The sequence below is a fragment of the Dyadobacter subterraneus genome (assembly GCF_015221875.1).
Classification (GTDB): domain Bacteria; phylum Bacteroidota; class Bacteroidia; order Cytophagales; family Spirosomataceae; genus Dyadobacter; species Dyadobacter subterraneus.
In genome coordinates this window covers 2,417,657-2,431,478 of record NZ_JACYGY010000001.1, presented here as the reverse complement: position 1 = coordinate 2,431,478, position 13,822 = coordinate 2,417,657, and the positions used below count along the sequence as shown (strand labels likewise).

Sequence of the window (13,822 nt, the reverse complement as noted above, 5' to 3'; positions counted from 1 at the left end):
GTCCGACGGGTGAATCGATCCAACGCTTTTCATAATTGAGACCGGTGATTCTTTTTGATGGCTTTTCGGCATTTGATAAAGAAAAGGAAGTTAATACCATCATCATACTTGCAACGGGCGACCCGTCCGACGGCTTTTTCGCCGTCGGACGGGTACTAAAAACTAATTCCGAGCAATAAATCTTACTTACTTCATCAACTTCCTAACCAGAAATTCAGCAATCGCCTGATCAACTTTAACCTGATTAGAAAACTTCATCCAGTGATGTGTATCATCCGGTATGATCAGTTGTTCAAACGGAATATTTCTTTGTTCCAGTCTTCTTGCCAGATCAACGCTTTGAGAGAAATAAACATTGCGGTCATCATCGCCATGAATAAATAAAACCGGCGACATCCAGGTATTGACATAGGCTATCGGTGATGATTTATAAACCACTTTGGCCGCCAGCGCAGCATCCGGCGCCGATTTACTACCTTCATTGACAAATGCCCAGTCATGCACGCCATGCACATCCACACCTGCGGCAAACAATTTTGAATCTTTTCCCAAAGCCATTGCAGTAAGATATCCGCCATAAGAACCGCCATAGATACCAATCTTTTTCTTGTCGACATCCGGGCGGGCTGCCAGCCACTCTCCGGCTGCCTTTACGTCAAGATATTCAGAGCCGCCATTGCTTCCCGCATTAGCCGGTTTATGGAATTCAAAACCATAACCAATTCCTAATCTGTAATTTACGGCTAAGACCAAAAATCCCTGACTTGCCAGATATTGGTTAATTGCATAGGTATTGGCATAATAATCACCATAATGCCAGCCCAATAGCATCTGTCTTGGCGGTCCTCCATGTACGAAAACAACAGCAGGTTTTTTAGATTTTACTGCGTCCGCGGCTGGTTCGAATAACTGTGCGTACACCAAAGTTCCGTCAGATGCCTTGAATGTTACTTGCTTGGGAGTTACCAATTTGCCTGTTGGAAAACTGGCAGGCAATAAAGAATTATCAAGAATTCTGATTTTTTGATTTGCATTGAATGACATTACGGCCAGCTGGGGAGGAAGAATTGCCGACGAACTGATCATGGCAACATTTGCACCATCGCCCGTCACAACCGGAAAAGCTTCTACGCCTGTTCCGGGCGTTAAAACTTCCATTTTTGACATATCAACCGGCACTCTCACGATGTGTCTCCGGTCAAGGTCTAAAACATCAGGACCCGTGTTTGCTGCAAAAATCAGCCATTTTCCATCATGGCTCATTTCAATATATTCACACATAAAATTACCCGGCGTCAATAGCAAAGGTTCTCCCCCTTCGGGTTTTATTGAATATAAATGAGGCCATCCGTCGTGATAGGACGAAAATGTAATTCTGCCGGCAGACGACCACATCAAATTAGCACCACCATCGGTTGTAGGGTAAGAGCCGCTCAAAGTTTTAGGAGCCGACCAGATTTTCTGCACCGTAGAAGTTGCAATATCGCCTACCAAAATATTCCATGCGTTATGCTTTCTTGGCAAAATGGAATCTGGTAATCCGCCGCTTGCCGGTCTTCTGATAAAAGTAATTTTCTTTCCATCAGGAGACCACTTCGGCATATCATCTTTCGCGAAAGAAGGAGATATCCACTTGATCGTTTTTTCTTTATCAGCAAAAATTCCAATAAAGGAATGATCGCCACGGGAAGAAACAAAGGCCAATCCTGAGCCATCCGGTGCCCATTGAACCGAACTATTTGTTCCTTTACTTTCAAACAATATTTTCGCAGCAGGAGAACCATCTGGACTTACCTGCCAAATCTGACCACCTTTTATAAATGCGATCCGGTCACTTTTTGGTGAAATAACCGGATAGTCACCTTCTGTTAATGTTTTCGCTTCGCCACCGGCAAAAGGAACGCTGAAAATTTCCACTATGGGCATCGCAATCAATGACGACGGATTGACCGTTAGACTATTATCATGATTACCGCTATGCTCGCCGCCTTTGACAAATACAACCCATTTCCCATCGGCAGAAATGGAAATGCTTGAAAGCTGCTGCCCGTTATCTTCGTCAAAGGAAGTCAGTTTCCTGGGTTTGAAATCAGGCCCCTGAGCCACGTAAATATTTCGTTTTCCCTGGTCATTATACGTCCAGGCGATTTTGGAGCCGGAAGCACAGGAAGTTAATTCTGAAGCCAGCGGATAACTGATAATGTCTTCCATTTTAAAACTTTGCGCACTGGAAAACGACCCGCTTGAAAATATCAGAAGTAAGAAAAGGAGTGATTTTAACATTTTAAAAGATTTCATTTGTTGAGATTGAAAATTACATACTGCTTTTTTTGAATTCCATTCCGTCAAAAATCAGCGTATCTGCCTTTCCAATGTTATTTAAAGTAAACCGCGCTATAACCTTTCCAAACCATGCTTTATCAAAGGTTGCGGAAAAAGTGTCGTAATGAAAATGGGATAAATTTGCTTTCAAAACATTATTTACGTTGAGCGACAACTTATCTCCACTTACCAGAACTTCGGCTTCTCCATATAAGGGACTGGTGTATTTTCCTTTATACTGGTCCAAAGGCAAAGATGGAGAAGTATTTAAAACACGTTTTGCGTCAAAATCCAGTTTACGTTTTTTCCCTTTTTCAGCAAGATTGGTATACAAAGCCTTAAATTCCGTATTCCAGTCACGCGTTTCTCCCAGTGCAAACCAGTCGAGTGTTTTATACATCAAAACATGACGAACTTCTGCGTGATCATAATTTCCAAAAATATAAACACCCAGTTTTTCATCCGGTAATTGCGCTGTGATCGCTGTTAATCCGGACAAACTTCCGGTATGAAAATTGACTTTTTTCCCTTTGTAATCATGCTGATACCAGCCTAACCCATACGTGCGCCAGTTTGGTTTAATCAAACTCATCGTTGGATATTCTTCTTCCGGAAAGAAAGCCTGAGGCTTGAAAATTTCTGTCCAGGTTTCAGGTTTAAGTAATCGTCCGCCAGCAAATTTGCTGCTATCGAGCATACAAATTACCCATTTGCTCATATCATCCGCGGAAGACCAGACAGCTCCCGCAGAACCGATCTCACTATCCGGTCCGTATTCAATCACCTGAATGGTATCATTTACTTTAAAATGTGGTTTTGTCACATTTTCCGATTTGATCAATTTACGTTTAGGAGCGGTTTGTGTCATGCCAAGTTTGTCAAAAATTCTTTCCTGCATCACCTCCGACCAAAGTTTCCCGGTTACTCTTTCTATAATCCGACCTGCGGCTGAATACATAATATTCTGATATTCAAAGCCGCCCCGGAAAGGATATTGCGGTTTTACCAGCGCCATCCTTTTGAGCATTTCATTGACAGGAATATTCATCACTCCGGTAAAAAAATCGGTTCCGGGAATTCCGGTATTGTGCGTCAGCAGATCACGGACGGTTAGCGCGCGTGTTACATAAGGATCGTACATTTGAAGTTCCGGCAGATATTGCGACGCGGGATCATCCCATTTTACTTTTCCCTCATCCACAAGCATACCCATCAGCGCGACTGTCATCGCTTTGGTCGTGGAAGCGCATGCAAAAAGTGTTTGTGTATCAACAAGTTGCGGCTTACCAAGTTCTCTTACACCATATCCTTTTTTGAAAATAACCTGATTATCTTTTACTACTGTAATGGAAAGTCCGGGCACATCCCACTCTTTTCTGACCTTGTCCACATAATTGTCAAACTCCTTGATCTGAGCCGGTGTAATCTTCTTCTGAGCATAACTGGTACCCGCGACAAGTGTAAAAATGCAAAATAGCAAACGTTTCATACTAGCGGGAAGATGTGGTTAGAGCAGGAGAATTGAATAAAAAATAATCATAAATACTGCGGGAAATATGTGCGATGGTCTGCTCTCTTTCAGGAAGTTCAGCACCGGATTCGGCGACAAAAATGGCAATGGCAACATGACCGGCTCCATCAGGAAGTGTAATTATCCCAACGTCATCCGTAGCACTTGCATTAAGCGAACCAGTTTTATGCGCAATCACAGTTCCTGCCGGAAGGTAACCTTTCAGACGGGCTACTCCTCCCCTGCATCTTTCCATTACAGCCAGCAAAAGGTCGCGGCTTTCGGGTTTCAGTGCCTTTGCTGTATAAATCTGGGTCAGTAAATTAACCATGGCTTCCGGAGAAGAAGTATCGCGGGGATCTTTTTGTAGTCTTAATTCCGCGGCATCCCTTGATTCGCGGGTAGTATTACTCCACAATTTGTCGTAAAAACCAAGTTTCCATTGATCTTCCGGTGGCAGTGTAATTCCTTCTTCATCAGCGATTAACTGAATAATCGTTCTATCAATCGACATTCCCTTAATACCCAGTGCATTTACTCTTTCCTGCACCGCCTTTGTTCCTCCAACCAAACGAAGCAGAATATCAGTTGCCGAGTTATCGCTGATTACCATCATCAGTTCCAGCAGATTCTGAACAGAAAGCTGAACACCGGGTTTGTTAAAAAGCACATCAAGCGTACCGCTTCCGGGATGCAGATCAGATGGCTGAAGATCAACCATCGTCATCAGTGAAAGTTCTCCTTTTTCAATTTTGGTAAAAAGCTGAACGGCAATGGCAACCTTGATGGTACTGGCCATTGGAAACAATTCTTTCAGATTTAGGCTGATGTGCTTACCGGTTTCCAGATGAACTGCGGAAACTCCCACTTTCCCTTTTGCCAGTTTTGCAATGCGTTCAAGCTCATGATCCAGCCTTAAATTCGTTACATTGGATAAGGCTGGTACCGGTTGTATTGTTTGCGCGATTACCTCGGATTGATATGCCAGCAATGTACAAACGAAAGAAATTTTTAGGGTTTTTAATAAGGTTCTCCCGATCATAACACAGCCATTTGTTCAGTTTTAATTGCGGCCAGCGCCTGTTCCAAATCATTGATCAAATCTTCAACATTTTCAATACCGACAGAATAGCGTATTAAACTTTCAGGAATTCCCAGTAAGGCGCGTTGTTCTTCTGTTAATTCCACATGACTCGTAGTTCTCGGCGGTCCTGCCAAGGTGCTAACAGAGCCCAGACTTGCCGCCAAATGAACCAGTTTCAATTTTGGTAAAAATGCTTTTACAGTATCATAATTTCCTTTCAAGGCAAAACTCATCACACCACCAAAACCCGACATCTGAGATTTTGCAATTTCATGGCCGGGGTGCGTTTCCAGTCCTGGATAAAATACTTCCTCAACCGCGTCATGGGCTTTCAAATATCTTGCAATCTTCAACGCAGATGCGTTCTGTCGTTCAATTCTTAGTTCCAGGGTTTTCATTCCCCGGGCAATCATATAGGCCGGATCAGCCTGCAAACTGGCACCATTTATTTCTCTGAAAGAAAACACCTTTTTTACCAGTTCAGCCTTTCCACACAAAACGCCGCCCATGGCATCCGAATGTCCGCAAAGAAATTTGGTAGCACTATGAAGAACCAGATCAGCACCCAGCAAAAGCGGATTTTGATTGATCGGTGTAGCAAAGGTATTATCAACTACGACGATAGCACCAACTTTATGAGCAGCTGCGGACAATCTTTTCAGATCAACAACTTTAAGTGTCGGATTAGTTGGCGTTTCCAGATAAACCAGATCGCAGCCTTTTGCTATTTCAGCCTCAATTTCTTCATGATTAATTGTTTCACAAAGCGTTACGTTAATACCATATGCCGGCAAAAAATCTAAAAAAAGACGGCTTGCACCGCCATAAGTATCTTTTAGAGAGACGACTCTTTTTCCCGGACCAAGCAGTGAAAATAAAGTATTGCTGATCGCTCCCATACCTGTTGCAAAGGAGGTTGCCGCTTCGGCGCTTTCCAAAACCCGGATTTTTTCTTCCAGTACATGCACCGTAGGATTGGTATTTCGGCTGTAAATATGACCTTCCGTTTTTCCGGTAGCCACGGCGTGCCACTCGTCAAGATCATGGTAAGCAAACGCTACACTATTAAAAATCGGGGAGGTTACGGCACCGTTTGGAAAATGCTCCGTTTCTCCGCCCCACACAGAATTTGTCCCTTTTCGGGCATCAGATTGGCTCATTAAAAAAATTAGTTAAGCGTTGTCAGGCAATAATTATAATATTAATTTTATACTTGAATTTTTCGAAATATCCGATTTTAATTTTGTTATTATCTCAAAATCCAATCAATTGTAATTTAGCAAGTTCCTTTTCCAAAAACAATTCAGTGTCTCAAATAGTAGGTTATCTCTACGATTTCCCTTTAAAAATCATAAAAAGCCAAAAAACGCCCATCGGTCAAAATGTGATATCCATCCAGTGAATTGCTGCATTGGTCACATTTTATTTCCGTTAAACCCGTTTCTGTCGCACCTTTGATTTGTTAAAAACTTATCACATGAACATGTCTAAATTTCTCCTGACTATTATTATTCTTCTGGCCGCTCTTGCTTCGCCTTCCTTTGCCCAGTTTCCTACGGGTGGCGCAGCAGCACCCAAACCACTTCCAGGTACTGCGGGCGACCAGACTCCAAAAGGATCTGCCAAATTAAGCGGTACAATTCTGGATTCTGCTTCTGCCAAAGGAGTTGAATTTGCCAGTATCGCCCTTTACAACAAAGCTACCGGGCAAGCCATCGACGGAACTGTTGCTGACGAAAAAGGTAAATTTTCCTTAACCAAAATCGTTAACGGCGATTTCAAAATCCTGATTTCTTTCATCGGTTATGGAAACAAAACCATTGACAATATTAAACTTGCCAAAGGACAGGAACTGGATCTTGGTACAATAAAACTTGCCTCCAACACCAAAACGCTGGAAGAAGTTACCGTTACCGGACAAGCCGCTTTAATCGAAGAAAAAGTGGACAGACTGGTTTATAACGCAGAAAAAGATATTGCTGCCAAAGGTGGTGATGCGACAGATATATTGCGTAAAGTACCTCTTCTGACAGTTGACCTTGATGGAAACGTTTCTCTCCGCGGAAGCCAGAACATCAGGGTTCTTATTAACAACAAACCAAGTACGATCATTGCCAGCAGCGTTGCGGATGCATTAAAGCAAATTCCGGCGGATCAGATCAAAACGGTGGAAGTTATTACAAGCCCATCGTCGAAATATGATGCCGAAGGTTCGGGTGGTATCATCAACATCATTACCAAAAAGAACAGTTTGCAGGGATTAAACCTGAATGTTGATTCAGGCGTTGGTAACCGTGGATCGATGCTTTCTTTGAACGGAAGTTACCGTAAAGGAAAAGCAGGTTTCAGCCTCGGAGGTTTTGGTCGTGGAAATTATAATACGAAAACGACAACATCGCTTTATCAGACAAGCATTGTTGACGATGTTACAACGATAACAGATCAAAAAGGTTCAGGATCAAGCAAAGGACTATTTGGCCAATATAATTTAGGATTTGATTATGACCTTGCTAAAAACCAAAGTATTACAGCCGGTGTGCGTTATGGCGTAAGAAATATGTTAAGCCAGCAGGATCTGATTACAAATCTTATCAAAACCGGAAGCCCGACTTCAACATCAGGCAGAAACGTTGATACCAAAAACCTTTCCGGAACAGTTGATGCAAATATTGATTATCTGCACACTTTCAAACCACAGCAGGAATGGAGCGTTTCGACACTTTACAGTCGCAATAATCTGACTAACAATTTTGATGCGGATATTTTGAACGGCAACAGCGAAGTCGCAAGTCGCCAGCGCAACCTGAACAAGAGCATCAACGAAGAATTTACTTTGCAAACGGATTATCAGACGCCAATCAAGAAAAACCAGTTGCTTGAATTTGGTGGAAAAGGGATTTTCAGAAAAGTAACGAGTGGTTATAGTTATCTGCTTGCATCGCCAACCGGTGAATATGAAACTGACAAGGATCAGCCAGCCGGAGATCTTTTATATCACCAAAACATTGCCGCAGGATATTCTTCCTATACTTATACTACCAAAAAGCGCTACACTTTCAAAGGAGGTCTTCGTTATGAGCATACTTTTATTGATGCCAGTACGAAAGATGGCGGATCGCTTGGTGTAGGAAATTATGGTGTGTTGGTTCCAAGTGTTAATGCTTCGAAAACAATTAAAGGGGCAACATTGAAACTGGGTTATAACCGTCGTATCCAGCGTCCGGGATTACAACAATTAAATCCTAACTACAATGCTTCCAACCCGCAGAACATTACGATAGGAAACCCGAAACTGCGTCCGGAACTTACCAATAACTTTGAGGTTGGAGTAAGTAAAAACATCAAAAAGACCTTCGTAAATGCGACATTTTTTGGCCGGATTACCAACAATGCAATTTCTCAGGTTCGCCAGCCGTCGGATTCTATTTCGGGTGCTGTGGTTACAACTTATGAAAATGTTGGAAAGCAGCATGCTTACGGGGTCAACCTTTTTGCAAATTTGGCGGCGACAACAAAAATAAACGTCGGACTTTTCACGAACGCATTTTACTCCACACTGACCGGTCAAACGGCCGGAAGAGATGGCCTTTCGCGGGAAATTTCTAACTCAGGTATGAATATCAGCGGCGGTATTTTCTCTCAGGCAACTTTCAAAAATGGCTGGGGAGCCCAGGCTTTTGGTTTTATGCAGGGAAATACGATCCAGTTGCAAGGAAAACAAGGTGGTTTTGGATTTTACACGGTGGGTGTGAAAAAGGATTTCAAAAACAAAAAAGGAAGTTTGGGACTTGCTGCTGAAAATTTCCTGGCCAAAAGATACACGATCCATACCGAACTTAACTCTGATCTGTTCAACCAGGTCAATGACGTGCATCTTTACAACCGTGGTATCCGCCTGACTTTCAGTTACAAAATTGGTAAAATGACCATGGACGCACCGAAGAGAAAAGCGAAATCTGTAAATAATGATGACGTAAAAAGTGAAGGCGGCGGACAAACGCAATCTGGCGGAGGTGCACCAGGCGGTGGCACACCGAAATAATCTTATAACTTTGGAACCCAATTAACAAACTAATCTATACTTAAATCAACTTCACAATGAAAACAAACAGACTTTTTGTAGCGGTTGTTGCTGCTTTGATCTCTGCAAATTCCTTTGGCCAGACGGTAGATGAAATCGTCGACAAACATGTTTCTGCCCTCGGCGGACTGGACAAAATCAAAGCGGTTAATAACGTAATCACCGAGCGTTCGCTTTCGGTGCAGGGAATGGAAATTCCTAGTAAAACAACGATTGTAGTTGGAAAATCCATGCGCAGTGAATCTACCGTAATGGGAAATTCCATGGTGCAGGTTGTGGATGGAACAACCGGCTGGATGATCCGTCCGACTATGATGGGCGGTACCGGAGAACCGGAAGATATGCCGGCAGATCAGGTGAAGCAGCAGGTTGGACAGCTTGATCCTTTCGGCGGCCTGGTTAATTACAAAGAAAAAGGAAATAAAGTTGACCTGGTTGGAAAAGAAAAAATTGACAAAAAAGACGTTTATCATTTAAAATTGACCACAAAAGAAGGTCAGACAATTGATGAATATCTTGATGCAACTACTTATTTGCTTACCAAAATCAAGGCAAATATGAATGGTCAGGATGGCGAGATCGACTTTTCTGATTACAAGGAAATTGAAGGTGTAAAATTCCCGAACGCGATGGATATTGCAAGTCCTCAGGGAAATATAACTTTCGTGACCAACAAAGTTATTATCAATGGAAAAGTTGATGACTCAATTTTCAAAAGACCAACAAAATAGCCGACCGATAAATCAGGTTTTATGCTATATTTAGGCATGAAACATCTTCTGACGGCATTATTTTCAATATTGACATTCTTTTCCGGCGTGGGTTTTGCGCAAGTGGCAAAAGGAAATCTATTTATCATAGGAGGTGGCGACCGGCCTGCATCATTAATGCAGGAAATGGTCGCCACCTCCCGTTTAAAGCCTGCGGATTATGTAATGCTGTTACCTATGTCAGGACTCAATGCCGATACTGCTTTTTATTACTTCAATCAGGATATGAGACCGGTCTGTAAAAATGTTATCGCAAACCTGAATTTTAAAGCAGCTGACGTGAACAATAAAAAGTGGCTTGATTCATTGGAAAAGGCCAAATTGATCTTCATCAGCGGCGGTGATCAAGAGCGGTTTATGAAAATTGTTTTGAACACGCCCGTTTATGCTGCCATTCATAAAGCTTATCAAAAAGGCGCGACTATCGCCGGAAGCAGCGCTGGTGCGGCTGTGATGAGCAAACTAATGATTACCGGAAATGAGCTCGTTGGAGATACCACATTAAAATCCACATTCAGAAAACTTCAAGATAAAAACCTTGATATAAAACCCGGCCTGGGTCTTCTGACCAACGCGATCATTGATCAGCATTTTGTAGTCAGAAGCCGCTATAACCGTCTGCTTTCGGCTATTGCCAAATATCCGGAGCTTACTTGCATTGGCATTGACGAATCAACTGCGATTAGTGTAACTGGTAATCATGTTAAAGTTGTTGGGCAAAGTCAGGTTATTGTCATGAAACGTCCTTTGGAATTGAAAGTTACAGAACAGGGATTGATCAAAATGAAAGATTTGCAGTTTAGTATTTTTACTGCTGGTGATTCATTTTTACTATCAAATTGATAAAAGTATTTTGTCAAAATCATTACTGATCACGGAATTACCAGACGAATCGATCTTGCAATTCCGCCGCCGGTCAGCTTGACCAGATAAATTGCGGAAACCAGTTTTTGCTTTGCCGTAACTTTTACAAGCGCTGCATTTTCGCTGGCCGTTTCACATAAAATTTCCTGTCCGATCATGTTGTAAACTTTCACTTTTGTGGTGATTGGAGTTTGCAAAAAGAATTGGTTATTGACCGCCGGATTGGGAAAAACATTTACTTTTGGATTCCCACTGAACAACACTTCCGTTCACCCTGTTAATCCCATTTGTACTTCCACAGGTTAATGATCGCTGGGCAAGCGCAAACTGGATCTGCAAATCAGCTCCGCCGTAGGAAATACGATTTTTGCTCCACGTATCATTAAGCAGTTTTAGCGTTGCAAGTATATTTGCATCCGAAGGATTATCAGCAGCTCCAATCACACCTCCATTTGTTACCACATGAAAAACTACCGGAAGTGTGTAGACAGTTGCAGCCGTTCTTAACGAATTTCCTGATTTTAAATAGTTATTCAGCCTTGACTCACTATCAGTTAAACCGGACTTATAATTTTTATTATGTAACAATTTTCTCTGTTGGACTGAGCTAAAACCGCAGGAAGTAATTTCTTGTGAAAAACCAGTCAGAGCCGAAAAAACAGATATTAAAAGTAGAAGATGTTTCCTAACCACATAATTTATAGTTGACCTTATTTAATATGAAATTATGTGTTTATCTCTGGAAATTAACTAGTTAGAAGTAACAAATTTGAAAATTTGAATGCTATTTGTTTACTATAATTTAAAAAATAAACAGATGGCAAATTTCATTTACAAACTTCCTGAGGCCTGTTTGTGAGGGCAGCTGCGTACTTATAGTAATAGTTAGGTATGTATTTGAGTTGGGAATCTCGTTTAAAAAGTGTGCATTTGTCATGTCCGATATTGATATAAACCTTGGCCAGACTGTCCAGTCGTGAATCACCTTTTCCGATAGATGCCGCTTTAATAAAAAGCTCCTCAGCGGTTTCATACCTTTCATTCTCCACAGCCTGTATACCTTTTTCCAATATTTTATTCAATTTAGCCCGGTTAGCAGCGGTCAAGAACCTGCGGTTTCCTTTATCCTCAGTCTCCACGCTGATACTATCCGACTCATTCCCACCTTTAACTTTTTTGACAACAAATGACGCCAGTAAAATCAAGCTAACACCAATGAGCAAAGCCAAACCCGGATACACAAGTAGCTTATAATCAAGCTTAAATTTTTTAATCGAAACGAAAGAACCGTAGATAAGTCCGATTAGTAACCCCAAAACCATCCACATTAAAAAAGGAGGAATACTGTGCGAGATGAACAACAGGTTATCGATTGGAACAAAGAAAAAAGCGCTTAGCTTACCCAGAAAATTGCGCATCACGTAGACTACAAAAACAGTCAGCGCCAATACAACAAATACTGATTTTCCATCTTTCATATCTTCTCGTATTTTTTAACCAGACTGAAAGAAAATATACCTCCCAAAATAAACATAGCAAATACGAAAAAGGACCACAGCGGCGAATTGCCGATCACATCATCCGGTCTTCCAATTTTCGGATTATGCACCAGCCAACCGTTATAATCTATAAAAATCCCAAGCAGAAATCTTAAACCGCCGAAGTAACATGCGGTTATAAAACCGTATAGCACAAGCTTGGTGATATAGGCTTTCTTCGGGAAAATAACTTTTATTTCAACCGGTATGACAATGTCTTCATAAACCGAGGAAACCACCAGTTCCAGATTATAAAGCTGATCTTTTTGAAGTAAAAAAGTATCAATAATGATGTCAATGTTTTCACTCACCTTTCCTTCCAGATTGTTAAATTCCAGAATGTCCTTACTCAGCGAAATTCCGTCTTTTATGAATTTGAAGTACAGTTTTACTTTTACATAGCCCTGATTTATCAACCTGATATTGATACGATGGTTTAAGACAACACCCCCATTTACGGACAAAAGCTGTACTTTTTGCTGATCAATTGCGAGTCTTGGCTTATCGGAAAGCAGGTTGATAATGTGAAATAACGCTTGAACCATCGCAAGCCTTATTTCCGGTTCGGTGTAATATCCGGCATGCGAAAGAAATGCGTAACTATCTGTTATCTGATCATTCCAGTCCTGCTTACCAATACCAATAAACCATTCATGAATATTTTTAGCAGCCATGGATTCTGCAACAGCAAGCCAGATTGAAAAATCTTTTTTTGCATAATCCGCCAATGCGTCAGGCGTTAAGAAACGATGATTTTCAACAAAAAATGGAAGCGTAGAATCTGTTTTATATATAAATCTCAGAAAGCTGTTAAGATCATATTGCGCAGAAAGATTTAAAGCTGCTACGGGATCAGCTTCCTGGATCCAGATCTGAAGTATCCCTTTTCGGTAAGATTCCAGTAAAGCCTGATATCCCCTTGGAGTTTCGCAGGCACTTTGTAGTAAAACTGAAACTTCGGTATATAATTCATCTTCAAACCGAAACGGCAAACGGGGATTCAACTTGTAGAGAATCCGTAAATAACGCTTTTCCGAGTCAAATTCATCTTCAATTATTCTGGCAAATTCATCCGCTTTCGACGCGCTTTTTGTTAAAGCAGTGATCAGACCAGGCAGGTAATTTCCATTTCTTAAAAAATATTTCGCGTCATCTTTATTGTTGAAAGAGATATCACCCAATTTGCTTAGAGAACTGGCTTTCTCGCCAAGCCACTCTACTTCGATCAGACTTTCCTTATAATCCAGCCAGACCAAATCTGTCATCCATTTATTTTGAATCGAGAGCGGGTCGGCATGATTGATTTCACGTGGTTTAAAATCTCTTTTGCTTATTTCAGCAACCACATATTGCTCAACGATATTTCTATTGATAGTGCCGCCTACAAGCGAAACGATTTCTTCAAACTGGTCTGTGGACAGAATGCCTTTTCTAAAAACCAGTTCAAGTTTTGTATTGATGATCTCATAAGGCCGCCAGTCGATATCTGTATAAACCTGTTGAATAAGCTGATTTAACTGTCCGAGATTAAAATCAAGTTCTCTCCCCTCATATACCAAATTGGGGTATTCGGTAATTTTGATATCTCCATGATTTAAAATCAGCAGATCCTTCAACTGCTGTTTCAGACTTTCTATTGACGCCATTATTTGT

11 protein-coding genes are annotated in these 13,822 nt (G+C 41.5%); 3 read left to right on the top strand and 8 right to left on the bottom strand.

Translation table 11 applies throughout. The features are described 5' to 3' along the window. Window positions 1–186 precede the first annotated feature (186 nt). From IEE83_RS10090 to IEE83_RS10075, 4 genes are read right to left on the bottom strand one after another with little or no spacing between them, the layout of a single operon-like run. Window positions 187–2,283 (bottom strand): S9 family peptidase, encoded by a 2,097-nt coding sequence (locus IEE83_RS10090; protein WP_228101756.1) that lies wholly within the window; start codon window positions 2,281–2,283, stop codon window positions 187–189. A 31-nt stretch (window positions 2,284–2,314) separates the two neighbouring features. Next, window positions 2,315–3,811 carry a serine hydrolase gene (locus IEE83_RS10085; RefSeq protein ID WP_194120465.1) on the bottom strand — a complete coding sequence of 499 codons (1,497 nt, stop codon included), beginning with the start codon at window positions 3,809–3,811 and terminating at the stop codon, window positions 2,315–2,317. 1 nt (window position 3,812) lies between these two features. Then, window positions 3,813–4,874, bottom strand: coding sequence for a class A beta-lactamase (bla, locus tag IEE83_RS10080; RefSeq protein WP_194120464.1), 1,062 nt, complete (start codon window positions 4,872–4,874; stop codon window positions 3,813–3,815). Then, window positions 4,871–6,076, bottom strand: coding sequence for a cystathionine gamma-synthase family protein (locus IEE83_RS10075; RefSeq protein WP_194120463.1), 1,206 nt, complete (start codon window positions 6,074–6,076; stop codon window positions 4,871–4,873). The genes bla and IEE83_RS10075 overlap by 4 nt, the downstream gene beginning before the upstream one ends. 317 nt (window positions 6,077–6,393) lie before the next feature. Between IEE83_RS10075 and IEE83_RS10070 the strand changes: the two genes are divergently transcribed. The 3 genes from IEE83_RS10070 to IEE83_RS10060 are packed head-to-tail and all read left to right on the top strand — an operon-like array spanning window position 6,394 to window position 10,610. Next, window positions 6,394–8,958, top strand: coding sequence for a TonB-dependent receptor (locus IEE83_RS10070; protein ID WP_194120462.1), 2,565 nt, complete (start codon window positions 6,394–6,396; stop codon window positions 8,956–8,958). A gap of 56 nt (window positions 8,959–9,014) precedes the next feature. Next, on the top strand, window positions 9,015–9,728 hold the full coding sequence (locus IEE83_RS10065; RefSeq protein ID WP_194120461.1) for a LolA-like protein: 714 nt from the start codon (window positions 9,015–9,017) through the stop codon (window positions 9,726–9,728). Between the two features lie 36 nt (window positions 9,729–9,764). Continuing rightward, window positions 9,765–10,610 carry a cyanophycinase gene (locus tag IEE83_RS10060; RefSeq protein WP_194120460.1) on the top strand — a complete coding sequence of 282 codons (846 nt, stop codon included), beginning with the start codon at window positions 9,765–9,767 and terminating at the stop codon, window positions 10,608–10,610. 29 nt (window positions 10,611–10,639) lie between these two features. Here IEE83_RS10060 and IEE83_RS10055 read toward each other — a convergent pair whose 3' ends face one another. The 4 genes from IEE83_RS10055 to IEE83_RS10040 form a co-directional block, all read right to left on the bottom strand. Beyond that, complete coding sequence (locus tag IEE83_RS10055; protein ID WP_194120459.1) at window positions 10,640–10,828, bottom strand: T9SS type A sorting domain-containing protein; 189 nt, start codon at window positions 10,826–10,828, stop codon at window positions 10,640–10,642. A 10-nt stretch (window positions 10,829–10,838) separates the two neighbouring features. Further along, window positions 10,839–11,219 (bottom strand): hypothetical protein, encoded by a 381-nt coding sequence (locus IEE83_RS10050; protein ID WP_194120458.1) that lies wholly within the window; start codon window positions 11,217–11,219, stop codon window positions 10,839–10,841. Window positions 11,220–11,458: 239 nt separating this feature from the next. Further along, the gene (locus IEE83_RS10045) at window positions 11,459–12,109 is read right to left on the bottom strand and encodes a hypothetical protein (RefSeq protein WP_194120457.1); all 651 of its coding nucleotides are present in this window, start codon (window positions 12,107–12,109) and stop codon (window positions 11,459–11,461) included. Beyond that, the gene (locus tag IEE83_RS10040) at window positions 12,106–13,815 is read right to left on the bottom strand and encodes a hypothetical protein (RefSeq protein WP_194120456.1); all 1,710 of its coding nucleotides are present in this window, start codon (window positions 13,813–13,815) and stop codon (window positions 12,106–12,108) included. Before IEE83_RS10040 ends, IEE83_RS10045 begins: the two co-directional genes overlap by 4 nt. Window positions 13,816–13,822 lie beyond the last annotated feature (7 nt).

Bases quoted from the DNA above. Each gene is read 5' to 3' on its own strand.
- IEE83_RS10045 (WP_194120457.1), bottom strand. From the start codon at position 12,109: ATGAAAGATGGAAAATCAGTATTTGTTGTATTGGCGCTGACTGTTTTT.
- IEE83_RS10065 (WP_194120461.1), top strand. From the start codon at position 9,015: ATGAAAACAAACAGACTTTTTGTAGCGGTTGTTGCTGCTTTGATCTCT.
- IEE83_RS10075 (WP_194120463.1), bottom strand. From the start codon at position 6,076: ATGAGCCAATCTGATGCCCGAAAAGGGACAAATTCTGTGTGGGGCGGA.
- IEE83_RS10040 (WP_194120456.1), bottom strand. From the start codon at position 13,815: ATGGCGTCAATAGAAAGTCTGAAACAGCAGTTGAAGGATCTGCTGATT.
- IEE83_RS10085 (WP_194120465.1), bottom strand. From the start codon at position 3,811: ATGAAACGTTTGCTATTTTGCATTTTTACACTTGTCGCGGGTACCAGT.
- IEE83_RS10090 (WP_228101756.1), bottom strand. From the start codon at position 2,283: ATGTTAAAATCACTCCTTTTCTTACTTCTGATATTTTCAAGCGGGTCG.
- bla (WP_194120464.1), bottom strand. From the start codon at position 4,874: ATGATCGGGAGAACCTTATTAAAAACCCTAAAAATTTCTTTCGTTTGT.
- IEE83_RS10070 (WP_194120462.1), top strand. From the start codon at position 6,394: ATGAACATGTCTAAATTTCTCCTGACTATTATTATTCTTCTGGCCGCT.
- IEE83_RS10060 (WP_194120460.1), top strand. From the start codon at position 9,765: ATGAAACATCTTCTGACGGCATTATTTTCAATATTGACATTCTTTTCC.